Below are 24,287 nucleotides of genomic sequence, written 5' to 3' on the forward strand. Positions count from 1 at the left end.
TTGGCTCCTTACTATAATTCACTTTTTATATAAGCTTTCATTGATACTAATATAAAATCACATATGTCCTACTGATTTCTTAAGTTTTTCTCCGCTGTCTTCTTTAAAAGCACTTACCACTTTACTTTCCTGCTCTTTTCTATAGTTGACTGTGTTATCCACTATATATAAAGGTCTGTTCTTGCTTTCGTCAAAAATTCTTCCCACATATTGACCCAGCATTCCGATGGCACAAAATATAAGTCCGAACATTATTAAATTTACATCTAGAATCAAATTTAAACTAAGGAAGTTTGTTCCTTTAACTATATCTTCTATTGCCGCTATAACAAATAAAACAAATCCTATGAAAGAAACTAGGGCTCCAACATATCCGGAAATTGTTAAAGGCTTATAGGAAAATGAGGTTATACCATCTAAAGCAAGCTTCATCATTTTTTTAAGAGGATATTTCGTCTCTCCAGCAAATCTTTCTTGTCTTACAAACTCTACGTAAGTTTGTTTAAATCCAAGCCAGCTTACTAGCCCTCTTATAAATCTATTTTTTTCTGGTAATGCAATTAATGCGTTGCATACCTTTCTATCGATTAATCTGAAATCTCCTGTATCCACTGGAATATCAACGCTAGTCATACTTCTTAACAATCTGTAAAAGGCTGAGGCGCTGAATTTCTTGAAGAAGGTTTCCCCTTCTCTCTTCTTTCTTTTACCATATACAACCTCATAGCCTTCTTTCCATTTTTCAATCATCTTTAACATAACCTCTGGCGGATCCTGAAGGTCCGCATCTATTACTATCACAGCATCTCCAGCTGCTTCATCCATTCCTGCGCTTATAGCAGCCTGATGTCCAAAGTTTCTTGAGAAATTTATTAATTTTATATTACTATCCTTTTTACAGATATCTTCTGTTTTTTCTCTAGTTTTATCTCTGCTTCCATCGTTAACAAATATGATTTCATAGCTTTCACTGGTTGAATCCATAACCTGCTTCAATCTTCTATAGCTTTCATCTATCACCATTTCTTCATTATATAAGGGTACTACAATGGAATAAATAATGTTACCCATAAACATCGCCACCTCGCTCTAAAATTTTATATCTTTACTTATGTTAATAAAGATTATATCAATGGATTGTTGTATTATTATCAAAGAAATATGTGAAGACTATGTGACATTATTTAAAATTTTATTTTTAATAAATTTGTCCATTGCAATTTTGATAAGATATATGAAACTTAACACATTTAATAATGAAAGTGTAATTACCATAAATGTATTTGTCATATAATTATTGCCTTTAAATTGTTCAAATAACACAATATGAGTATTTAAATAAACTATTATGCTGAAAATTACTGATAGAGCCAAAATCCTTTTGTCCTTTGAATATACATACGCAAACACTGCCAAAATTGGAGCCGCGAACATGTATCTTTCATGCATTCCCACGGAAAAATTAAATACACCTACAGTTTGCACGAGAGCTGCTATGAAAATTGCCGATTTATCTTTGCTTTTAATATAGATAATTCCAGATAAAAGCGTAACAAGTACAATAAACAGCATTCCCCAAGTGTGATAGCTGTATATAAATAAAGTTTGACTATCCTTAACATGGTTAGCTCCAATCAATGTATAAAAGTTAAATGCATTATTAGAGGCGTAAGGATACTCCCCTACTTCTTTTATATATAGGTTAAAAATCCAGGTAAATCCCTTGCTCACTGAAAAAGGCAATAATATAATAATCGCTGTTAATATTCCTGCTGCAGCCGATTGAATAAAGCTCTTTAAACTTCTTTTCTTTATTAAAACAAATAATAGCAGGGGAAGGAATATTATTCCTTGAGGCTTCATTAGGACCGATATGGCAAAGAAAATAGCCGCCTTTGCTAATTTATCCTCAGATACATAGTACATTGCTAAAATTATAAATAGTGCAAACAGAGAGTCTGCCTGACCCCAAATTGTAGAATTTATCAAAACTGCTGGGTTGAAGGCATAAAAAGCTGCTAACAACAAGCTGTTTTCAATAGATAGATGCTTCTTTCCTACTTTATATATAAAATATGCAGATAATACATCAGCAGCTATTGAAGGAAGCTTAAGTAAAAGAGGGTAGTAGGTGCTTAACGTTGACACAGAAGCTATTTTTCCGACTACAAACAATACATATAAATAAACTGGTGGATAATCTACTGAAGAATTTCCATCGTACACTTTTAATAGGTTGTTGGCGGCTGAAGCTGCCCAATTCTGATATATCTTTATATCAAATGGATGCCCATCAATTAAAAGTCCTGAGTAAATTCTAAGCAAAAGTCCTATTATGATTAATCCTGCTATAATTATTCCTTTGCTCTCATTGCTTATTTTTGTCTTTTTATATCTTATTAGTAAAAATACCGCTATGAATATGATAAAGAAAATTATAGAATATGCTATAAATATAGGAGAATATTTTGTACTTGAGCTTGAAGATGAACCTTGCTGCATTCCAAAGCCATTTGGTCTTTCATTATCTTTTCTCTGTCCATCTTTATTCTGCGGAGCACTAAAATTATCGCTGCCCTGATTAAAATTCGGTGCTTGCTGATTAGGGGAATTTTGTCCCTGCATATTACTAGGCTGATTAGAATCCGAATTATTAGGTCCACCTCCTGCAGGCATCTGTCCATTAAATTGTGTTCCAATCCTATTGTTTCCTGAAGTGTTTGAACCTTTATAAATAATTATTGAATAAGTACTTAGTACAGTTAAAATAAATATCATAATTGATATGCTTATTTTAACCGCATGCTTTTTTATAAATCCCATTTTTTTCACCTGCCTACGTTATTTATATTAATTAATTATAGACAGAAAATTTTGCAATATTATCAAATCAATATGTGAAGTTTGTGTGAAATATCTTTTAATATAATCACATAAATTTCACATGAATTTTTGATATTTGTTCTACAAATTTTGTCTATACTTTGTATATGATGATTAACGCAATAATTAACATAAATATTTAAAGGATGTGAGCATAAAATGAAAAAAATTAAACTTACCAAAGAGAATATAGCCCTTACATTAATTGTTATACTCTCCGAAATATTAAGCTTTGTTAATTTATCAATAGAAGGATACGGAAATTCATACTACGCCGCGGCAGTAAAAAGTATGACTATGAGCCTTAAGAATTTTTTCTTTGTAGCTTTTGACCCATCAGGCTTTGTAACCATAGACAAGCCTCCTTTGGGATTTTGGCTCCAGGCAATATCTGCAAAAATCTTTGGCTACAGCGGAGTTAGCATACTTTTACCTTCAGCTATAGCTAGTGTTATTTCAGTAATACTTATTCATAGAATCGTAAAACGTTCCTTTGGAACTGTGGCTGGACTTATTTCTGCTCTATTTCTTGCAATAACACCAGTTTTTGTAGCTGTCAGCAGAAATAATACAATAGACAATATACTTATCTTATTCTTACTTCTTGCATTATGGGCTCTTTCAATTGCCGCAGAAAAAGGCAAATTTAAATACTTAATTATAGCTATGGTTATGATTGGACTTGGCTTCAATGTAAAGATGCTTGAAGCTTACTTAGTTGTACCAGCAGTGTATGTTACTTACCTATTTGCTACTACAGTTCCTATAAAGAAGAGAATAGTTCATTTAATTGTAGGTACTATAGTTCTTGTAGCAGTTTCACTTTCCTGGGCATTAGCAGTTGACGCTGTACCTGCTTCTAGCAGACCCTATGTAGACAGCAGTACTAATAATACAGTAATGGAACTTATTTTTGGACACAATGGAATAGAAAGAATTTCTCTTGGCAGCAGTTCCTCTGATAAGGGACAAGGTGGTGGACCTGGGGGACAGAAGGGCAGTGCACCTAGTGGTCAGCAAGATGGACAAATGGGAACTCCTCCTAGCTTCAACAATAGCAGCAACGAAAACACTACCGGTAATGCCCCTTCTGGATTTGGAGGCAGTCAGCAAGGCAGAGGAGATGGAGGTTTTGGAGGACCCGGCGGACAACAGGGCGGCGGTTTTGGTGGACAGCAAGGCGGCGGACCTGGTGGAAATAATTCTTCTCAACTTCAGGGTTCTTTCGGCGGGCAAGTAAAATCAAGTATCACAAGATTATTTTCAAAGAATATACTCTCTGATCAGATAGTTTGGTTTATCCCTCTAGCTGCAATAGGTTTTATAGCTGCAGCTATAAAGGAAAAATTAACCTTTAGACTGAATACCTCAAAGAAACAAGCACTAGCACTTTGGTTTTTATGGTTCTTCCCTGAATTTATATACTTTAGCTTTAATACAGGAACCTTCCACCCATACTACCTTACAATGTTAGCTCCTCCAGTAGCAGCTTTAGCTGGAATAGGTATATCTTCAATGTGGGAGCTCTACAAAGAAGGCGGCTGGAAAGCATGGTTCTTACCTGGAGCCTTACTTGTAAATGGTGCTGTTCACATATCGATGCTTTGTTACTTTATAAGTTACTCAAATATTACTAAGGTTTTGATTGTTCTAGTAGCAATTTTAAGCATACTGTCTTCTTTAGTGCTTGCATTCTTAAATCTTAATAATAAACTAGCTGAAAATAATGTTAATATAAAAAGAACTCTTGTAGCTTTGGCTTTAGTAGGATTGATTTTAACTCCGCTTGTAGGTTCATCTACAGTATTAACCACTAAGGTTAATAACTCCTTTCCAGCAGCTGGATTAGAGCTTTTATCTAGCAACAGCTCAGATAAGGTCGGTGCTCCAAGTGGCTCCAATACTAAAAATGCCGGTGGGGAAGGTACGAATGCTAATTCAAAGCTTATACAATTTCTAGAGAAAAATAAAACTACTGAAAAATATTTATTAGTAGTTCAGAATTCCAACTCTGCTTCAGATATAATTATTAATACTGGCGAATCTGTAATGTCTCTAGGCGGATTCTTAGGCAGCGATCAAATTGTAACTTTAGACCAATTTAAAACAATGGTGAAAAATGGTGAAATCAGATATGTTATGACTGGCGGCATGGGCGGCGGCGGAAACTCCAGCAGCGAAATAATGAATTGGGTTGAACAAAACGGAACTCTTGTGGATTCAAGCGATACTTCAAGCAGCAATTCAACTACTACTTCAGCTACTGATTCAACTAAAAAAACTAGTACTTCATCAAGCTCAAATTCTAACCGAGGCTTCGGCGGCGGAGGTCAATCAGAACAATTATATGATTTGAAAGCATATACTGACAGTCAGAAATAATAAAAGGAGTGTGGCAACAGTCACACTCCTTTTATTATTTCCATTTATATTTTACCTCAAAAATAGACTATGCAATAAACATATAGTTCACTGCACAGTCTATTAAAATGTATCGTCAGGTTATTTATTGAACTTAAATATGAAACTTACACCCTTTTCTCTATTTATTGATTGTATATTTCCTTTATGAAAATCCACAATCTTCTTAGATATTGCAAGTCCTAGTCCAAAGTTTCCAGTCTTATCTTTGTAGAAGTTATCAAAAATATGAGCTAAGTTTTCCTTTTTTATATGAGGTCCGTCATTATATACATCGAGTATTATATGTTTATCATCTTCTTTTAAGGTTACCTGCATTTCTTTTTCTGCATATCTCAATCCATTTTCAATTATATTTTCTATGGCTACTTTTAATTTTTCTTCATTTGCTATTAGATTAATTCCCTCTAAATTTAACTTCCATTCAATATTGCTGTTTATCATTTCAAATCTATTTATTATATTCAATACCAAATCTCTTAAATTTATCTCTTTATTTTTATCATTGTTTTCCATTACATAATCTAAAGTGTTAAGATACAGTAATTGTTTAATCTTTTTTTCTAGGCTTATAGCTTCATTCTTTATTATTTCTGCTGTTTTTTCTACAGAATCTATATATATGCCATCTATTATTGCTTCTGCATGGCTCATTATAACCATTACCGGCGTTTTTAAATCATGGGATATGCTCTGAAGAAAGTTTTTTTCTTCTTCATCAGCTCGTTTTAATTCCTTTTGCATTCTATTCATTGCATCTGCAAGCCTTTTTATTTCATCATCACTTTTTATTGATACATCTTCTCCCCAATTCTTATGAGCTATGCGTTCTGTATATTCTTCTAATTTTTTAAGAGGTTTTGATATATATGAAGCAATAAGTTTGGAGGTAAAGAAACCTATCACTATAAAAACTAATCCTACTATTATAACAATATTTAATAATCCGTTGTCTCTAATGCTAGGCATGTAGGTTATTAAATATTCTCTGCCTCCATTAGTAGTCTGTACCGAGCTTATTATAAATAAAAATCTTCTATTCTGATAAGTTTCTTTAAATTGCTGTTCATTAATGTTATTGCCCTTAATGAAAGTAATCATCCATTCTTGTGCTGACTTATCTGGATCCGAAACAGGTTTACTCATTCCATCTGGAGGGCCAGGCATATTTTCAGGTTTATTAATCTCGTCATTTAAGACTTTGCTTCCATCTGATTTTATTGTATAGGTAAAATGCTTGCTTCCTTTTAAATTCTGCATCTCATTAAACCGCGTCGGCATGGAATTATCACTACTTTTCAGCTGTATATCGTGCAACACCTTTAAATCTTTCATTTCTGAAGTTTCTTGCACTCTTTTAAATGCAAAGAAATAAAAAAGTGATATGCTGCATATTATTAATAAAATTGTTAGAGTAAAGGTCATCCATATTCTCATGGTGAGAGATTTAAATCTAAATTTTCTCATGATTTTACCACTAGCCTATAGCCATACCCATATACAGTTTCTATATTTATTAATTCCATTTTCTTTCTAAGCCTTCTTATGGTATCATCTACCACCCTGTCTGATCCAAAATAATCTTCTCCCCAAACACTTATTAGTATCTGTTCCCTGGAGATTAAATTATCCTTATTCTCCATAAAATAATATAGAAGTTCAAATTCCTTATTTGTAAGCTGTATTTCTACTTCATTTAAATACACTCTCCTCTGCTTTTTTATGATAGCGTATCCTGATATATTAATGTTTTCTTCCTGATTATTTCTTTTCTCATCACCATAAATTCTTTCCAAAAGCTTTCCTACCCTTATAATAAGCTCTCTCGGTAAGAACGGTTTAGAAAGATAATCGTCACTCCCAAGTTCTAAACCTACCACTCTGTCAAGTTCTTCATTTCTCGCAGACATAAATATTACAGGAGTATTCTTGTTATAATTTTTTATAGCCTTTATAATTTCGTAGCCGTCTGTATCAGGAAGCATTATGTCCAATATCCACAAATCCGGTAAATCTTTTATTCGTTCCAAAGCGGATTTCCCATCAGAGAAAGTTGTTACTTCATACCCTTCCTTTTCCAAATATTTTTCTAGCAGTATATTTAAACTTCTTTCATCTTCCACTAAATATATCTTTGCTGGCAATCTAATCACCTCGTATTTTAATTTAAAATAGAAATTTATATAATTTCCCTAAATACTATGCTACCATAGAATTTTCAAAAAAATTTCTATACATTATGTGAAAATTATGTGTTTATAAATTCACCTCTCTAGTTATAATATCGGCTATCATTACTTGGTTATTTACTATATGAGCTAATGTCACACAAAATAGTAGATACAAATTGCTTATTTACCTGATTTTTAATTATGAAGTAATGTTACAAAATATAGTAGATGATTTTTTATTTATATTTGTGTTTAAAAATTGTTATAATGTCAATAATTTAAAAAGAACATTAGTTCGTACGTGCTACAAAATTATGATTGGAGATTATAACTATGGACATATTAAAACCATATCAAGAGAGAAACAATTCATTAGATTCCTTAACAAATCATGTTACAAGCGTTTCTTCAAATAAGAATGCATACCTTTCTAATGATCAGCTACTAAGTACTTTTAAATGTATTGAAAATACCTGCAATATGATATCTTTTTGTCCTCATTGCTCATCATCACATATTGTTAAAAACGGTAAAAATAGATTAAAAAAACAGAGATATAAATGTAAAAATTGTGAGAAAATATTTTGCTCTTCCACCTTTTCACCATTATATCACAGTAAAAAATCATTAAATTATTGGATAAAATACTTGGAATGTATGTCCAACAATTTGTCAGTAAGAAGTAGTGCTGAAAAGACAGGTGTTCACAGAAATACCGCTTTCTACTGGCGACATAAGATTTTGCATTCTCTTAAATCTACCCTTCCAAACAAATTGAGTGGAATAATTGAAATAGATGAGACTCATTTCAATCAAAATAATAAAGATAGAAGCATTAATTACAGTTTAATAAATGTTCTGTCTAATGAGGAAATTAAAATTAAGGTTTGTGTAATATCTTGTGCAGATAGATATGGAAACATATTTTCTAAAACAGCTTGTCTAAATTATGCAAATTATTCGGTTGTAGATGCTGTCATCGCTTCTAAAATTCCAAACAACTCCATACTATGCACAAAAAACCATTATAAATATGAAAGTTTTGCTAGAAAACACAAGCTAGAAATACATAAGATTTCTAGCAATTCTTTCAATAGTGCTTCAATTTTTAATTTATCAAGAGTGAGATATTTTCATAAATCATTACACAGTTTGATTTCTAAGTTCAGGGGAGTAGCTACAAAATATATGGATTTATATATTTGCTGGAACAAGTGGAATACCCTCAATTCAAATGTGCCATTACTTCAAATTATAGAAAACTCTTTACTTGATATTATTAGTTTCGGAAAAAATTTAAGAATAAAAGATTTTAAATTTATAAACAGCTTAACATTTAACTGAAGTAGGAATTTAATAAAAGTACCCTAGGCTTAAAATTTTATATTTATTTAACTGATTTTTTAAAATTAAAAATTATACTTACATATCTCATCAGTTATTTTATCTACTACATTTTGTGACATAAGCATATATGCCTCCATCAGTATACAATTAGGCTATGATCTACAAGCTTGCCTTCTTTATATATGAATTTGGCTGAAAAAAACTTATATTTTAGCATCCAATCCATAAATAATTTATCCCCTTCCCATAAGTTAAGACTGAATATCTCATCATTGTTTATCCATTCTAATTCACCTTCATCCGATGTATCAAAAATATTGCCTTCAAACTCAGATGTTGTAAATAAGAATACGTACCAATCTTCATCATTTTTAAAGCCTGGAAAAGTAATAATTCCTTTTAAGCTAGGATTTTTTATAGTAAGCCCGCATTCTTCTTTGACTTCCCTTATAATGCATTCTTCAGGAGTTTCACCAGCTTCCATTTTGCCGCCTAGTCCCACCCACTTGCCTTCATGGATGTCGTTTTCCTTTTTTATTCTATGTAACATTAAAGTTTTATTATTTTTCGTTATATAGCAGGATGTAGCTAATTTCATTTTATCACCTCTCAGCTTTATGATAATTCATACTTATAAAATATTCAACCATGCAAAAAGACACTCTCCAATCATATTAGAGAATGTCTTTTTGCTATTATTATATTTATCCCATTACTACCTTTACAGCATGTTCTTTACCATCATTAAATACTGGTAAAATATTGCCTTCTATCTTCTTTCCATCAACATTTATCTCAGCAATACCTTTTTGAACATGTTTTGGGTTGCTAATTTCTATATTATAGTCTGCATTTCTATACTTTCTCTTCACAGTAAATCCATCCCAAGCAGCAGGAATACATGGATCTACCATAAGTCCATCAAAATCTGGTCTTATACCTAATATCCACTGCGATATTGTGAAGAAAGTCCATGCAGCAGTACCTGTAAGCCATGAGTTTTTAGCTTCGCCGTGACGAACTGCATCCTTACCAGCAACCATCTGAGAATATACATATGGCTCTGTTCTGTGGATTTCGCTTATATCTTCTAGGTATGCAGGAGTTATCTTTCTGTAAACCTCAAATGCTCTGTCTCCTCTTCCTATAACAGTTTCAGCTATAGCTATCCAAGGATTGTTGTGACAGAATATACCTGAATTTTCCTTGTATCCTGGTGGATAAGAAGAAATTTCTCCAAGGTTTATATAGTATTTTGAATATGGAGGATTCTGAAGAACTATTCCATATTTGGTATCAAGTCTTTCCTTAACTGAATTAAGAGCCTTTTCTGCTAAACCTTCTTCTACACCTATGCCCGCCATTACGCAGAAGCCCTGTGATTCTATGAAAATCTGTCCTTCTTCACATTCCTTGCTTCCAACTTTATTGCTGTAAGCATCGTAAGCTCTAAGGAACCATTCTCCATCGTATCCGTGCTCAATAACAGTTTTTCTCATAGTTTCTACATGAGCCTGAGCTTCTTCAGCTTCCTCAGCTAAACCTCTCTTCTTACAAAGTTCAATATAGTCTTTTCCTATGAATACGAACATACCTGCAATAAGAATTGATTCAGCTACTCCGCCCTCTATGTTTTCGCAAGTTTGGAAAGACTCACCTGGTTCCTTTGAGAAACAGTTAAGGTTTAAGCAGTCGTTCCAGTCAGCTCTTCCTATTAATGGTAATCCGTGAGGTCCTAGATTATTAATTACATGATAGAAGGATCTCTTTAAATGCTCGAAGAGAGAAGCCTTGTTAGTTTCGCTGTTATCAAAAGGAACTTCCTCATCAAGTATTGAATAGTCTCCTGTTTCCTTTATATACGCTGAAGTACCAAGTATTAGCCAAAGTGGATCATCATTGAAACCGCCTCCGATTTCATTGTTTCCTTTCTTTGTTAGTGGCTGATACTGATGATAAGCTCCTCCGTCCTCAAACTGAGTTGAAGCTATATCTATAATTCTTTCTTTTGCTCTTTCAGGTATCTGATGTACAAAGCCTAAAAGGTCTTGGTTTGAGTCTCTGAAGCCCATACCTCTGCCTATTCCAGATTCAAAGTAAGAAGCACTTCTTGACATATTGAAGGTAACCATACACTGATATGGATTCCATATGTTAACCATTCTATCAAGCTTTTCTTCGCTGCTCTTTAAGCTGTATATGGATAATAAAGAATCCCAATACTTCTTAAGCTCCTCAAAAGCTGCATTCACTTGTTCAGTTGTAGATAAGCTTCTTATCATAGCTTTAGCTTTAGTTTTGTTTATGACACTTGGAGCTTCCCATTTTTCTTCTTCTTCATTTTCCACATATCCAAGAATGAATATGAATTCTTTCTCCTCGCCTGCTTTTAAATCAACATTTATGCAGTGAGAAGCAATTGGTGACCAACCGCTAGCTACAGAATTGCTAGATTCTCCAGCCTCAACAACTTGAGGACAATCAAAATTATTATAAAGCCCTAGGAAAGATTCTCTGTCAGTATCAAAACCATCTATCTCAGTATTTACAGAATAGAAAGCATAGTGATTTCTTCTTTCTCTATACTCAGTTTTATGATAAATAACAGAACCCTGAACTTCCACTTCACCTGTGCTGAAATTTCTCTGGAAGTTTGACATATCATCTTGAGCATTCCATAAACAGAATTCAACAAAAGAAAATAATTTTATGCTCTTATCCCCATCTGTAGTATTCTTCAAGGTAACCTTATGAACTTCTCCATTGAAATGAAGAGGCACAAATAAGAGTTCATTTGCAACTATTCCATTTCTTTCTCCAGTTATTGAAGTATAGCCTATACCATGTCTGCATTCATAGAAATCCAAATCCTTCTTAACTGGCATCCAACCTGGGCTCCAAAAATCATTGTCATCATAAATGTAAAAATATCTTCCGCCATTATCTACTGGTACATTATTATATCTATAACGAGTTAATCTTCTAAGCTTTGCATCCTTGTAGAAGCAATATCCGCCAGAAGTATTAGAAACTAATGAAAAAAAGTCCTCAGTACCTAAATAGTTTATCCATGGATATGGAGTTTTAGGATTAGTTATAACATATTCTTTATTAAGATCATCAAAATGTCCGAATTTCATTTTATACCTCCTAATTAATTAAAAATCTGTATTGAACACGTGTTTATTATGTTTAAAAATAAACCAAAATGGTTTATTTTTTTCTAGGAATTGTGGTTGTATCTCTCAAGCAAAGCTCAGTAGGCATAAAATATGGTTTGGATTCATCTAAAGTCTTATTTTCAATACTTTCAATTATAGTATTTACTGATACTGCCGCCATATCATACACAGGAACTCTTATGGTAGTAAGAGCAGGCCTTATCTGAGAAACTATAGGAACATCATCAAAGCCAATTATAGATATATCTTCTGGCACTCTTATTCCCTCTTCTTGAAAAGCTTCCATGGCAGCCAGTGCCATATCATCATTACAAGAAAAAAATGCCGTAGGAAGTTCTCCTCGCTTTAATAGTTTCTTAACTTCCTCATAGGTCTTAGCTTTAATAAATTCACCATTAATAACAAATTCATTTTTTACTCCTAGCATGCTGCTCTTCATTATGTCATTAAAAGCTTTAAGTCTCATCCTTCCTGAAAAGGTGTTTGTCCTACCTGCGATTATTCCTATATCTTTATGCCCAAGTGATATAAGATAATTTAAAGCACTCCTTGTCCCTTCATAATCGGAACTATTTATTACAGAAATATTATTATGATCCTTATTCGCTTCACCTATTACATTTAGGTCATAATCAATAAGCACAATTGGATAGCTGCATTTATCAAGTCTTGCTGCTAAAAAAGTATTGTCTTCTGTTCCGATTATTATAGCTCCATCTATCCTTTTCTGAGAAAAAGTTCTTTGGATTTTATCATAGTCCTCTTCCTTATATATAGTATGGCTAAGAACATAGTAATCTTTGGTATTAGCCTCATCGATGACAGCATCTACAAAAGGAGCAAAATAATTGTTTTGATATATTCTCCTTGGATTTTTGTTGTCACATATACTTACTATAAAAAGTCCTATGGTATTAGTCTGCTTGCCAGCCAACACTCGTGCTGAATTGTTAGGCTCATAGTTATATTCTTTTATAGCTTTTAAAACTTTTTCTCTGGTTTTTTCAGGAACATTGGGATAATTATTTATTACCCTAGAAACAGTACTTCTAGATACACCAACTATTTTTGCAATTTCTTCACTATTCATATCAACCTCTCCATAAACGCGTGTTTATATATTTATAATATACCATATCTTTAAATTTGTAAATGTATTCATGAATATTTTTTTATACTAATTTTTTTTATTTTTGTATTTACATTTTATGGACAAAGTAGTATAGTAAAGGAGTAAATTTACGTTTTATAATGCAATCGGTTGCACATCTTCTTGGTAATTGACTTCCTCGTCAATATAATATTAAAGGAGTGCATAGTATGAATCGGTTTAAAAAGTTTAGTAAACAATTTATTACATCAACATTGGTGCTATCTCTAATCCTATCCTCTGCATATTTCTTGCCTGCAAGTGCCCACAGAGCTTACGCTAATGTTATTGCTACTTCATCCACAGCCTCAACTTCACTTAATGACACAGATTTTGATTCTGATGTGATTTACGAAATAGTGACAGACAGATTTTACGACGGAGATGCCACCAATAATCCAACTGGAGCACTATATGACTCCACTCACACAAGTTTGAAAAAATACTTTGGTGGTGATTGGCAGGGTATTACTGACAAAATAAATGACGGTTATTTTACCAATATGGGAATTACAGCCTTATGGATATCCCAGCCAGTAGAAAATATATACACAGTATTTTCTGATGGAAGCACCTCCTATCATGGTTATTATGCTCGTGACTACAAAAAAACCAACCCATTTTTCGGTAGCTTTTCTGATTTCCAAAACTTAATTAACACTGCTCATGCTCACAATATGAAAGTTATCGTAGACTTCGCCGCAAACCATACTTCGCCATCTTCTTCTACAGATGCCAGCTACGCAGAGAATGGCAACTTATATGATAACGGTACTTTGCTTGGAGGATACGCAAACGATACCAATGGTTATTTCAATCATTATGGTGGTACAGATTTTTCAACATTAGAAAACTGCATATACAAAAATCTTTACGATCTATCAGATTTAAACCAGCAAAACAGCACTATAGACAAGTACCTAAAGGATGCTATAAATTTGTGGATAGATAAAGGCATAGATGGTATAAGACTTGATGCCGTAAAACATATGCCCTTTGGCTGGCAAAAGAATTTCATGAATTCTATAAATAATCATAAGGAAGTTTTCACCTTTGGGGAATGGTTCCTTGGAACAAACGAAACAGACTCTAATAATTCATATTACGCCAATGAAAGCGGAGCAAGTTTACTGGATTTTAGATTCGCTCAAAAAACTAGACAAGTATTTAGAGACGGCGGAGACACTATGAAAGGTCTGGATTCCATGATAAGCTCTACAGCTGCAGATTATAATTTCAACAACGACCTAGTTACCTTTATAGATAATCACGATATGGATCGTTTCTACAAGGCAGGTACAAGCACTAGAAATACAGAGGAAGCATTAGCCTTCACCTTAACTTCAAGGGGAGTTCCTGCAATTTACTACGGAACTGAACAATATATGACTGGAAATGGTGACCCTAACAATAGAGCTATGATGACTGGCTTTAATACTAATACTACAGCGTATAAAGAAGTAAAAGCTTTAGCTGATCTTCGTAAGTCAAATCCTGCTATAGAGTACGGAAGCACTACCCAAAAATGGCTAAACGATGATGTTTATATCTATGAAAGAAAGTTTGGTAATAATACAGCATTGGTTGCTATAAATCGTAATCAGAGCAGCAGCTACAATATAAGCGGATTATACACTTCACTTCCTAACGGAACTTACACAGATGTACTTGGTGGATTATTAAACGGAAACAGCATCAGTGTAAATAGCACTGCTGTTTCAAACTTTACTCTTGGTGCTGGAGCTGTTGCTGTTTGGCAGTACACCGCAAATACAACTACTCCAACCATAGGACATGTAGGCCCAAACACTCTTCAGCCTGGTAAAAATGTAACTATAGATGGAAGCGGCTTTGGCACTAGCACTGGCACAGTTAAATTCGGTACTACAAATGCCACCATAGTTTCCTGGAGCGATTCTCAGATAGTGGCTACAGTTCCACAAGTTAGCTCAGGAAAATATGATGTTAAAGTTACTACTTCAGGTGGAGTAACCAGCAATACTTTCAGCAACTTTAATGTTCTTACCTCAAATCAGGTTTCTGTAAGATTCGTAGTAAATAATGCTACTACAAATCTAGGACAAAATGTTTATCTAGTTGGAAGCGTAGGAGAGCTTGGAAACTGGGACGCTAAAAAAGCTATAGGCTCCATGTTTAATACAGTAGTTTATCAGTATCCGACTTGGTATTACGATGTCAGCGTACCTGCTGGTACACAAATACAGTTTAAATTTGTTAAAAGTGATGGAACAACAGTAACCTGGGAAGGTGGAAGCAACCATACTTACACTACTCCTACCTCGGGTACAGCTACTGTCAATGTTAACTGGCAGCAATAAAATTTAGATTAATAAAAAGTTCTCCCCTAAGCAGAGGTTCTCTTCTGCTTAGGGGGATTTCATTATTTCTCAGCTATGTCAAGAAGCTTATGACAGACGAAATCAATATATACCTTGTCTTATCTACATATTTTCTATAAGCTTTTTAGTTTTATCCAGCATTCTAAGTATGGATTTACTATTAGCATAACTCTTCACTTCATCTAGTTTTATCCACTTTACATCCTTTGATTCTTCACTGACTTGTATTTTTTCATCAGAATCTGCTGTAAACATGAATCTAATATCATAATGAAAGTGCTCTTTCTCCGCTTTTCTTGCAGGTATACAATGCACATCTACGTCAAAAATTTCTTCAGATAAAAATTCTATGCTTTTAAGTCCAGATTCCTCTAATGCCTCTCTAAAGGCCCCCTCCAGCACACTCTCATTTTCCTCTGTGTGCCCTCCAAGCTGAAGCCACTTATCAAGCTTCCTGTGGTGAGTCATAAGAACCATGCTTTTATCCTTGTTTACAACCCAAGCTGAAGCAGTGATATGTCCATCTTTGTTTTCTTTTCCAAAAATAACACCATTTTTATTTATAAAATCTACTATTTTATTTATATATTCTTTTTCTTCCAAATAATCCGTTTCATATTTTTCAATTAAGCTTAAAAGTTCTTCTTTATACATATTTTAATCATTCCTTTGATTACGTCTTACTCTTACCTAATTTAAATAATTGTTAATTCGTGAATGTTAATTAAAATAGGCACAAGTTGTAGATATTTTACCATAAAATATTTTTTTACGATATACCAACCTTTTTGTTTTCATTACTACTTATAATATAAGTATAGAATTTTTAATAACGGGTGAAATGTATGGATATTGAACTTTACGCAAAAAAAATCTTTGGCTTTTCCTTATCAAAAACCAATAATATACAGGATGCTGAAGATTTATCTCAGGAAATACTTATGAATCTTCATAATTCTTCTGAAAAAATACATAAGGTAGAAAATGCAGATGCTTATGTTTATAAAATTTGTGCCTATACCTGGTCTAATTTTTATAGGAAGCAAAAAAGGCATTGGAGAAATATTCCCTTAGACATCACTGTAAATTTAAAATCAGAAAGTCAAATAGATGCCCTGCTGGAACAGAATGAGAAGAACAGATTACTGCTTCTTATAAGAAAAGAATTGGCTTATATGAATAAGCTGTATAGAGAAATTTTAATTAAGAATTACTTTGAAAATAAAACAATAAAGGATATCTCAAAAGAATTATCTATTCCAGAAGGCACTATAAAGTGGTATATGCACGATGCAAAGGCTAAATTAAAAGCATCTACGGTAAAAGAAAGGAATATTGAAGCTATGAATAATACAATGCAAAGTTATAGACCAATAAAATTAGATATTGGTTACAGCGGCTCTCCTGGAGCAACCGTAGAACCTAATTCTTATTTTAAAAGTCTTTTATACCAAAATATTGCCTATGCGGCTTATAAAAAGCCTCTCAGCTCAGAGGAAATATCCCGCAAATTAGAAGTCGCCTGCTGCTTTGTAGAAGAAGCCTTGGATGAATTATGCAAAGCTGATTTAATGCTAAATAAGAATAATAAATATCAAGCACAATTTTATATAGCTGAAGCAGAGGATAATGCATATATCTCCGATTTTATTATTGAAAAATCAGAAATTATAGCCCCAGTTATGTATAAAATCTTTGAGGACACTATTGAAAGCATACGAACCATTGGATTTATCGGCAGCGATTTAAATTTCAGCATTTTATTGTGGTCCCTTTACCCCTATTATCTTCTGGATTTTCTTATGAAAACTCAGGATTATATTGAATTCAGCGCTTCACCTGTGCCAGAGCACATTGACGGCGGAAAATACGTTGTGTCTGGAACAGCAATGAGGGATAACGAAATAAAGTACAGCTCTGGAAAATATGAAAATATATATCCTCGTTTAGAATCTAAAGGCATAAAAACCAGAGAAACTGATTCAAATATTTTCTCCTTCCAAATAGATTCCTATTTTTCTGGACTTCAATGGAGGGAATTTAATGGACCAGACCTAGACAAATTATGGCATATAGCTTCTATATCTAAAAACAATATTGAGCCTAATGAGTTTGAAAAATTAATCATAGCTGAATATATAGACTCTGGCTATCTCTATATGGATAATAAACAAATTAAATTCAGCTTTCCTCTTATGACTAAAGAAGAAAAAGAAGCTGTAGATAAAATCATAAATGATGCTGCCGCTTATACTGATATCATAAAAATGCTAGAGGGTACAGTCACTCATTGCTATGCTCTCTTAAAAAAAGGTGCCAACTCAGCTATACCTGATGAACATTTAAAGCTTAGAGCCTGTGGCACATCCTATGGAATTATACTTAGTACCTTAGAATATGTTGAAAGAAACAATATTATCAGGATTCCTTCGGAGAAAGAAAAATTAGCTCTTTCCACTATGATTTGGCACAGTTAAACTTTTTAGAAAGGATTGAATTTCATGTTTAAAAAAATAATTAATTTCAGTAAGCTTACTATCAAATCTTCACCTCTTTATTTTTCTCTTAATATGATTTTTGTTTTTATAATTGCACTTGGATGGCTTGTAGCAAACTATTCTGGAAAGCTTATGGTAAACTCAATAATAGCCGCTCAGAGCAGCAAAAATTTTAATTTCAGTGTAATATTTCCTCCTATTATTTTCTTTTTAGCTATAACAGTGAGCGGCAACTATTTTAACTTTCAAGATATGATGGTTACCATGTATACCAGAAAGGCTAAGAAGTTTTTCTCTAAATTATTTTTATACAAAAGCTATAGCACAAAGCAAGATAAATTTTATGACAGCAATTTTTATAATCAATATGAATTTGTAAAAAGCAATATAGCCAGTACCACAGATATTACAGTGTCAATTTTTAATAATCTGGCATTATCACTTTTTAATGTCTTGCTTTCTACCTCTGCAATTTTATTCTTTGATCCTATTATATTGATATTTATTTTAGCATTGTCCATAGGACTCACTTTTCTAAATAAATATATTGTAAAAAAGAAGGTAGAGATTAATAAAAAGTATGTAAAATATGAGAGAAAAGCTAATTATTACAGCGAGCTGCTTTCAGGAAGAAAGCATGCAAAAGAGCTCAGGATTTTCAACGTGAGAGCATTTTTTCTAAGAAACTGGGAAGAAAGCTACAGAAAATATACCTTAGCTAAATTTAACTTTGATATGAAGTCCACAATTCTAAGTAATATAGTTGGTTTTCTTCAGATGATTATGGTAAAAGGAATCAATTTATACTTTATATATAAAGTGTTTTTGGGGACGATGAATGCAGGGGACTGCGTATTCTTAATAGCAGTTTCCTCAAACATAACAAGGAATATTTCTAGTACCATCAATATTTTAACCAGCGATATAAACGAAAAATATAAATACGTGGATAAATTTGATGATTTCACTAAAGATGTTGATAAAAATGAAGCAGATAACAACAGCAAAAATGGAGACTTCTCTCTTAAATATGGTGATTTTAAAGAGTTGAAACTTTCAAAGGTATGCTTTAAATATCCCCATAGCGAAGGAAATATTCTAAAAAATATAGATTTTACTTTAAAAAAGGGCGAAATCGTCAGCATACTAGGCTATAACGGCAGCGGTAAAACCACCTTTTCAAAGGTTATGTGCGGACTTTTGGAAAATTACTCAGGAAATATAACATTAAATGGAGAAGATATAAAGAAGCTCCCTCCTGAGGACTTATACAAATACTTTGGCATAGGCTTTCAGGAATACGCCAAGTACAGCGTAAGTCTTAAAGAAAATGTAGCACTTGGTATGATTGAAAAATTTGAAGACGAAAAGGAAATCAAAAAAGCTATGGAAAAAGGCCATTTAGAAAACATAATAGCCCGACTTCCACAAGGTGAAAACACCATACTTGGCAAAGAATATGATAAAAATGGACAAGACCTCAGCGGCGGTCAATGGCAACGAATAACTCTCTCCAGAGCTTATATGGGGAATCCAGAAATACTAATATTGGATGAACCTACTGCCTCCATTGATCCACTGGAGGAAATGAGAATGCTTAATCAGTTCAAGGAAATAATAAAAGGAAAAACTGCCCTTATGATCTCCCACAGAATAGGCTTTGCAAGACTTAGCGATAGAATTTGCATTATGGAAAATGGTAGAATCGTTGAGGAAGGAAGCCATGAAGAGCTTCTAAAGCTTAAAGGCAGGTACTATGAGCTATTCACCTCCCAAAAGGATTTGTACAAGGAAGGAGCTGTAAGTTAATGAAAGAGAAAAATAAGAGATACACCTTATCCACCCTATGGAATTTAAATAAATATGTTTACAAATGCAGTCCATATAAATATATTTTTTATCTATTAATAAATGCTATTGCAGTAATTGAAATTGTAGTTACTCTCAAGGCCACAGAGTTCTCCACTAACGCTGCCTACAGACTTTTTACCAAGACCTCTCAAGGCTTTAATTACGAGGCAAAAATCTTTATTCTATATGCTGCAGCTCTGCTTCTGCTATATGTGATTTCCGTTATAGGTCAGTTGGTGCTAAAAAGCATCTCCTTAGATATATCCTATAACTTTCAAAAGGATATAAATTCAAAACTCAGTACAATAAAGTGGGACTACCATGAGCATCACGAAACTGCGGTGAAGCTTCATGAAGTAAAAACCAAAGCTCTGGATTCTATGCTAAAGCTTTTAAGCAGCAGTATGTTTTATTTCAGCACTACTTTATCAATCTTTGCTTATGGATTTTTCCTCTCACAAATAAACATCTTCGTGGTATTTTTATATCTTGCTCTTATAGTTTTTTCAAGTATGCTGGCGGATAAGGTTTTTGAGGATATAAAAAATATATGGGATGATATTCAGCCTCTGAATCAAAGACAATCCTACTTTTTCGGCATAAGCGGTGATAAAGTTACTCATCAGGAATTCAGATTCAATAGAATGTTTCCCTTCGTGAAAAACAGATGGGAGAAATACTTTGAAGAGGAATACAAGCTTAGAATAAAAATATTTAAAAAATATGAAATAACTCTTCAAACTGCCAGAATAATTTTAAATCTTCCCTATGTGCTCATGCTGATTTTTGTTTCTTATGAAATAGTTATTGGGAAACATGATATAGGATTTCTAACCCTTTGCCAGACTATGTTTAATAATATCGTAAATACCTTTGGCTCCGTTCAATATCAGATCAGCGATGATAAGATAGAAGCAAAATTTGTTAAATCCTTTTTTGACACGCTAAAGCTTAAGGATGAAAAAATAAATGCTGATGGAAAAGCTATTGATGCTGATATCGAATTCAAAAATATTGAATATTCCTATCCCCAAGCTCAGGTTAAATCCTTAAACGGTGTTAATTTAAAAATAAATCCTGGAGAAAAAATTGCTATAGTTGGACATAACGGCAGCGGAAAAACTACTTTTACCAATATTCTAATGGCTCTAACAGATAATTTTAAAGGTGAGATTACAATAGGTAATAAAAAGCTATCGGATATGTCCTCCCTAAGAAGCAGTGTATCCTGCATTCTCCAAGATTTTGCTCAATATGAAATGACCATAAGAGATAATATAGCCTTGGGAAATATAGATCATGAGTTTACAGAGGATGAAATATTAGAGCTTTTAGAAAAGGTAGAGCTTAAAGATTTTGTTTTGTCACTATCTGAAGGCATAAATTCAAGACTTGGTCAGCTGGAAGAAGGAATAGAGCTATCAAAAGGGCAATGGCAAAGGCTGGCAATAGCTCGTCTTCTTGCTAATCCTTCTGCTTCCATATGGATTCTTGATGAACCAACTGCCTATCTTGATCCTTTATCTGAAATAGAAATTTATGATTTAATATATAAACTAGCAGGAAACAGAACAGTATTTTTCATCTCTCACAGGCTTGGCTTTGCTAAAAAAGCTGATAAAATTATAGTATTTGATACAGGAAAGGTTGTTGAAGAAGGTACTCACCATGAGCTCATGATCCTTGACGGTATATACGCTAAAATGTACAAAATTCAAGAAGAGTGGTATGCTGCATAATTAATTAAGGCTATATTTTAAAAGAATGTTGATATAGACTTACGCTTGTTAAGAAACCCTAAGATAATATCAGCATTCTAAAACATAGTCTGCCATACTGAAGAGTTTATTTATTCCTAATGTAAAACTTTGCTAATGCCTTCTCTAACATAGTTAAAAAGCTCAAGTCCTATCTCCACACTTGGTGCCTCCCAAGTAGCCTTATTTCCTGACACTTCACCCTTCCAGCTTATTTCTGGCAACTGAAATTCATATTCTTCCATTAGTTCCATAGAAAAATGGTAAGGTGCTTCTATTTCTACAATCTTCATTTTTTCATAGTCATTAAGAGCTTCTAGTACACCTTCTTTTATTATGGGATAAGTTTCTTCATAAGATGGTTCCCAATTCCTTGATTTATCCTTTACCGGTATACAGGCTACATTATTGCTAAGCTCTCTTGCCTCTTTCATAGAAGCAGTGCAGCCAATATTAGCAATATATTTTGTGCCTTCAAAGCTCAACACTGCTTGAGCTATTTCTGCTATATGCTTTCCATTTAAATATAAGTTTTTTATCGGAGGACTTTGAATTGTATGAGGAAAATATGCATTTTCTTCCCCAAATCTAGCATGCTGCCCAACCGTTATTATTCCGAAAGGTTGCCACACAGCTTGCCCACGTATCCTTCTCCAAAAAAATCTTCTTTCTGGGGTATCAAATATTTTAGCATTACCAGGAAGCTTTTCTAATATTATATTATTTTCAGCCTCTCCAGCAAAATGTCCATCATATATTAAAATTTCATCTATTCCGAAGGAATTGGCAGCTTCGCAAACTGCAAGTACATCTGAAGTCATACACCTTTTACCATAACTTCTCCATTCCTCAGTTCCATGTTTTTTAGCTTCTGAATTATAATCAAATATGCCAGAGGCTCCCTCCATATCACAAACTATTATAAGCTGTTTTTTCATTTAAACTCTCACTCCTTTATATTTTTATAGCCCACAATATAATAATTTATTATTAATCCAAAAGCTTTAGCATTTTTTCAAAATCACTTTTACATCTATGTATAAGAGGAGCTTTGCCTTTTTTTATTTCATCCACAAGCTCATAAGCCGCCTTATAGGCTCTATCAAATTGAGCTTTTGTTATCTTTCCCTCATCTAATGCTTCTTTTAGCTCGTCCTCATCTACTAGATAAAATTCTGAATTGGGCAGAAGTATTACATCTAAATACATATCATCATAAAAGGGCACTCCTGTTTCATCTGTTCCACAGCCTGATATTATATCAAAGTACCATTGCACAATCTCTCCATTATCATTGACAAAGGCTGTCAGAGCATAGTCACAGTTAAAGGGAACATACTGAAGATGGCTATAGCCTTTATCTATGACGCATATGGTTTTTTCTCCATATTTAAAGCTTCTGGAATCTCGAACTTCATTCATTCTAAACAAGGATAGATATCCTTTAAAATCCTCCTCATTAACTTCTATAGCCTTGAAGCTTCTGTCCAAAACTCTGCTTAAATAAGTTCTATCTACAGATTTTCTTTTCATAATACTCCCTCCTATTTTTGTGATGTCATTAAGAATAAGGAATACTTTATCTCTTTTTCACCTATAAGTTTTTTGTCCTCATATATGTCATGCATGTCTATATTTTTAAAACCTATCTTAGCCGCTTTATCGGTAAAATCTTTCTTATTAAAACCATTGTGCCCTACAAAATCTTTTTCCTTACTGTGAAAACTTCCATCTTCCTCATTTAAGTCTACCACGTATAAATATCCGCCTGCATTTAATAATTCATAAAAAACTTTAAAGATTTTCTCCGTATCTACTATGTGATGAAGTACCATAGAGGTATAAATCAAATCATATTTAGGTAAAATTTCTTTCTGAGAAGTTATATCCACGCAATAGGCTTTCATGCTTTTATAATTGTTTTTTTGTATTTTTAATTTAACCTCTTCTATCATTCCAGAAGAAGTATCTATTAAATCTATACTATTAAATTTATCTTTTAGATTGAAACTTATGAGTCCTGTACCGCATCCAAACTCCATAGCATTTAAAATTTTGTCTTTTGGTAAAGCCTTTGCCATCTCCTCTGATATTTTAGCAGCTCTATTTTTTCTTTTATCATTATCCCAATTTTTAGCTTTAACATCAAAATTCATAATTACCTCCAATATTATAATTATAATCCATATTACACCAAAAATATTTTACTATCAATTATATTTTACTTCTACCCCCTAAAAAACATAATAAGCCTTCGTATATTTTAGTAAGTTCGACATATTCAAGGAGGGGGGTATCCGTGAAAAAAATAATCATTATATTATTACTGCTAAGTGTATTTGTATTATCAGCTTGTGAAAACAATTCTCAAAACAAAGCTTCCTTAGCTTCACCTTCAAAAACAAATACAATATCAACTTCAGCTGATAATACATCTTCTAAAATTCAAGGTTCAAAGGTTTCAAATTCCAATGATAATAGTGAAGCTGGAGCTAAGAAAAATTCTTCAGGTACTGATTCTTCGACTGCTTCCAGATCATCATCTTTGAAGGCAGCAGAAAAAGAAAAGATTGATTCAAAGGTATTACCTGCCATAGATTCAATAAATGATACATTGAAAAATCTTCAAGATGTAAAAGATGTAGATTTAAGTTCGCTAAATTAGCG

Annotated in this window: 18 protein-coding genes; 7 read left to right on the forward strand and 11 right to left on the reverse strand. The window is 33.1% G+C overall.

Going from position 1 to position 24,287, the window contains the following annotated elements; all coding sequences use genetic code 11:
* Positions 1–57 precede the first annotated feature (57 nt).
* Both IAI10_RS17145 and IAI10_RS17150 read right to left on the reverse strand, forming a co-directional pair.
* Entirely contained in the window at positions 58–1,071 is a 1,014-nt protein-coding gene (locus IAI10_RS17145) for a glycosyltransferase family 2 protein (RefSeq protein WP_315674528.1), read from the reverse strand.
* Between the two features lie 99 nt (positions 1,072–1,170).
* Positions 1,171–2,823: a hypothetical protein gene (locus IAI10_RS17150; protein WP_315674529.1), complete on the reverse strand. Its 1,653-nt coding sequence runs from the start codon at positions 2,821–2,823 to the stop codon at positions 1,171–1,173.
* A 219-nt stretch (positions 2,824–3,042) separates the two neighbouring features.
* Here IAI10_RS17150 and IAI10_RS17155 point away from each other — a divergent pair, with 219 nt between their 5' ends.
* Positions 3,043–5,265 (forward strand): glycosyltransferase family 39 protein, encoded by a 2,223-nt coding sequence (locus IAI10_RS17155; protein WP_315674530.1) that lies wholly within the window; start codon positions 3,043–3,045, stop codon positions 5,263–5,265.
* Positions 5,266–5,385: 120 nt separating this feature from the next.
* On the opposite strand, the gene IAI10_RS17160 is transcribed toward IAI10_RS17155, so the two are convergent.
* Together IAI10_RS17160 and IAI10_RS17165 are read right to left on the reverse strand one after the other, a co-directional pair.
* Positions 5,386–6,771: a HAMP domain-containing sensor histidine kinase gene (locus tag IAI10_RS17160; RefSeq protein WP_315674531.1), complete on the reverse strand. Its 1,386-nt coding sequence runs from the start codon at positions 6,769–6,771 to the stop codon at positions 5,386–5,388.
* Positions 6,768–7,448 carry a response regulator transcription factor gene (locus IAI10_RS17165; protein ID WP_315674532.1) on the reverse strand — a complete coding sequence of 227 codons (681 nt, stop codon included), beginning with the start codon at positions 7,446–7,448 and terminating at the stop codon, positions 6,768–6,770. Before IAI10_RS17165 ends, IAI10_RS17160 begins: the two co-directional genes overlap by 4 nt.
* Before the next feature lie 360 nt (positions 7,449–7,808).
* Here IAI10_RS17165 and IAI10_RS17170 point away from each other — a divergent pair, with 360 nt between their 5' ends.
* Positions 7,809–8,819, forward strand: coding sequence for an IS1595 family transposase (locus IAI10_RS17170; RefSeq protein WP_315674533.1), 1,011 nt, complete (start codon positions 7,809–7,811; stop codon positions 8,817–8,819).
* 139 nt (positions 8,820–8,958) lie between these two features.
* On the opposite strand, the gene IAI10_RS17175 is transcribed toward IAI10_RS17170, so the two are convergent.
* The 3 genes from IAI10_RS17175 to IAI10_RS17185 all read right to left on the reverse strand — a co-directional run bounded on the left by IAI10_RS17175 (position 8,959) and on the right by IAI10_RS17185 (position 13,094).
* Positions 8,959–9,420, reverse strand: a complete 462-nt coding sequence (locus IAI10_RS17175; RefSeq protein WP_315674534.1) for an 8-oxo-dGTP diphosphatase — start codon at positions 9,418–9,420, stop codon at positions 8,959–8,961.
* Positions 9,421–9,526: 106 nt separating this feature from the next.
* Positions 9,527–11,962 carry a GH36-type glycosyl hydrolase domain-containing protein gene (locus IAI10_RS17180; protein WP_315674535.1) on the reverse strand — a complete coding sequence of 812 codons (2,436 nt, stop codon included), beginning with the start codon at positions 11,960–11,962 and terminating at the stop codon, positions 9,527–9,529.
* Between the two features lie 73 nt (positions 11,963–12,035).
* Positions 12,036–13,094, reverse strand: a complete 1,059-nt coding sequence (locus IAI10_RS17185; protein WP_315674536.1) for a LacI family DNA-binding transcriptional regulator — start codon at positions 13,092–13,094, stop codon at positions 12,036–12,038.
* Between the two features lie 230 nt (positions 13,095–13,324).
* Between IAI10_RS17185 and IAI10_RS17190 the strand changes: the two genes are divergently transcribed.
* Positions 13,325–15,493, forward strand: coding sequence for an alpha-amylase family glycosyl hydrolase (locus IAI10_RS17190; protein WP_315674537.1), 2,169 nt, complete (start codon positions 13,325–13,327; stop codon positions 15,491–15,493).
* A 123-nt stretch (positions 15,494–15,616) separates the two neighbouring features.
* Here IAI10_RS17190 and IAI10_RS17195 read toward each other — a convergent pair whose 3' ends face one another.
* Positions 15,617–16,168: an NUDIX hydrolase gene (locus IAI10_RS17195; RefSeq protein ID WP_315674538.1), complete on the reverse strand. Its 552-nt coding sequence runs from the start codon at positions 16,166–16,168 to the stop codon at positions 15,617–15,619.
* A gap of 191 nt (positions 16,169–16,359) precedes the next feature.
* Here IAI10_RS17195 and IAI10_RS17200 point away from each other — a divergent pair, with 191 nt between their 5' ends.
* Genes IAI10_RS17200 through IAI10_RS17210 form a run of 3 tightly spaced genes read left to right on the forward strand, consistent with a single transcriptional unit; the run spans position 16,360 to position 21,602 of the window.
* Complete coding sequence (locus tag IAI10_RS17200; protein ID WP_315674539.1) at positions 16,360–17,991, forward strand: RNA polymerase sigma factor; 1,632 nt, start codon at positions 16,360–16,362, stop codon at positions 17,989–17,991.
* A 24-nt stretch (positions 17,992–18,015) separates the two neighbouring features.
* Positions 18,016–19,821 (forward strand): ABC transporter ATP-binding protein, encoded by a 1,806-nt coding sequence (locus IAI10_RS17205; protein WP_315674540.1) that lies wholly within the window; start codon positions 18,016–18,018, stop codon positions 19,819–19,821.
* Positions 19,821–21,602 (forward strand): ABC transporter ATP-binding protein, encoded by a 1,782-nt coding sequence (locus IAI10_RS17210; RefSeq protein WP_315674541.1) that lies wholly within the window; start codon positions 19,821–19,823, stop codon positions 21,600–21,602. Before IAI10_RS17205 ends, IAI10_RS17210 begins: the two co-directional genes overlap by 1 nt.
* Positions 21,603–21,718: 116 nt before the next feature.
* Here IAI10_RS17210 and IAI10_RS17215 read toward each other — a convergent pair whose 3' ends face one another.
* From IAI10_RS17215 to IAI10_RS17225, 3 genes are read right to left on the reverse strand one after another with little or no spacing between them, the layout of a single operon-like run.
* Positions 21,719–22,558 (reverse strand): M55 family metallopeptidase, encoded by an 840-nt coding sequence (locus IAI10_RS17215; protein ID WP_315674542.1) that lies wholly within the window; start codon positions 22,556–22,558, stop codon positions 21,719–21,721.
* 52 nt (positions 22,559–22,610) lie between these two features.
* Positions 22,611–23,153 carry a DUF402 domain-containing protein gene (locus IAI10_RS17220; RefSeq protein WP_315674543.1) on the reverse strand — a complete coding sequence of 181 codons (543 nt, stop codon included), beginning with the start codon at positions 23,151–23,153 and terminating at the stop codon, positions 22,611–22,613.
* A gap of 11 nt (positions 23,154–23,164) precedes the next feature.
* Complete coding sequence (locus IAI10_RS17225) at positions 23,165–23,776, reverse strand: class I SAM-dependent methyltransferase (protein WP_315674544.1); 612 nt, start codon at positions 23,774–23,776, stop codon at positions 23,165–23,167.
* 143 nt (positions 23,777–23,919) lie between these two features.
* Between IAI10_RS17225 and IAI10_RS17230 the strand changes: the two genes are divergently transcribed.
* Complete coding sequence (locus tag IAI10_RS17230; protein WP_315674545.1) at positions 23,920–24,285, forward strand: hypothetical protein; 366 nt, start codon at positions 23,920–23,922, stop codon at positions 24,283–24,285.
* Positions 24,286–24,287: the final 2 nt, after the last annotated feature.

Source organism: Clostridium sp. 19966 (genome assembly GCF_032335695.1).
Lineage (GTDB): Bacteria > Bacillota > Clostridia > Clostridiales > Clostridiaceae > JACTOJ01.

Bases quoted from the DNA above. Each gene is read 5' to 3' on its own strand.
- IAI10_RS17215 (WP_315674542.1), bottom strand. From the start codon at position 22,558: ATGAAAAAACAGCTTATAATAGTTTGTGATATGGAGGGAGCCTCTGGC.
- IAI10_RS17210 (WP_315674541.1), top strand. From the start codon at position 19,821: ATGAAAGAGAAAAATAAGAGATACACCTTATCCACCCTATGGAATTTA.
- IAI10_RS17205 (WP_315674540.1), top strand. From the start codon at position 18,016: ATGTTTAAAAAAATAATTAATTTCAGTAAGCTTACTATCAAATCTTCA.
- IAI10_RS17150 (WP_315674529.1), bottom strand. From the start codon at position 2,823: ATGGGATTTATAAAAAAGCATGCGGTTAAAATAAGCATATCAATTATG.
- IAI10_RS17200 (WP_315674539.1), top strand. From the start codon at position 16,360: ATGGATATTGAACTTTACGCAAAAAAAATCTTTGGCTTTTCCTTATCA.
- IAI10_RS17155 (WP_315674530.1), top strand. From the start codon at position 3,043: ATGAAAAAAATTAAACTTACCAAAGAGAATATAGCCCTTACATTAATT.
- IAI10_RS17145 (WP_315674528.1), bottom strand. From the start codon at position 1,071: ATGGGTAACATTATTTATTCCATTGTAGTACCCTTATATAATGAAGAA.
- IAI10_RS17195 (WP_315674538.1), bottom strand. From the start codon at position 16,168: ATGTATAAAGAAGAACTTTTAAGCTTAATTGAAAAATATGAAACGGAT.
- IAI10_RS17225 (WP_315674544.1), bottom strand. From the start codon at position 23,776: ATGAATTTTGATGTTAAAGCTAAAAATTGGGATAATGATAAAAGAAAA.
- IAI10_RS17190 (WP_315674537.1), top strand. From the start codon at position 13,325: ATGAATCGGTTTAAAAAGTTTAGTAAACAATTTATTACATCAACATTG.
- IAI10_RS17180 (WP_315674535.1), bottom strand. From the start codon at position 11,962: ATGAAATTCGGACATTTTGATGATCTTAATAAAGAATATGTTATAACT.
- IAI10_RS17160 (WP_315674531.1), bottom strand. From the start codon at position 6,771: ATGAGAAAATTTAGATTTAAATCTCTCACCATGAGAATATGGATGACC.
- IAI10_RS17220 (WP_315674543.1), bottom strand. From the start codon at position 23,153: ATGAAAAGAAAATCTGTAGATAGAACTTATTTAAGCAGAGTTTTGGAC.
- IAI10_RS17175 (WP_315674534.1), bottom strand. From the start codon at position 9,420: ATGAAATTAGCTACATCCTGCTATATAACGAAAAATAATAAAACTTTA.
- IAI10_RS17170 (WP_315674533.1), top strand. From the start codon at position 7,809: ATGGACATATTAAAACCATATCAAGAGAGAAACAATTCATTAGATTCC.
- IAI10_RS17185 (WP_315674536.1), bottom strand. From the start codon at position 13,094: ATGAATAGTGAAGAAATTGCAAAAATAGTTGGTGTATCTAGAAGTACT.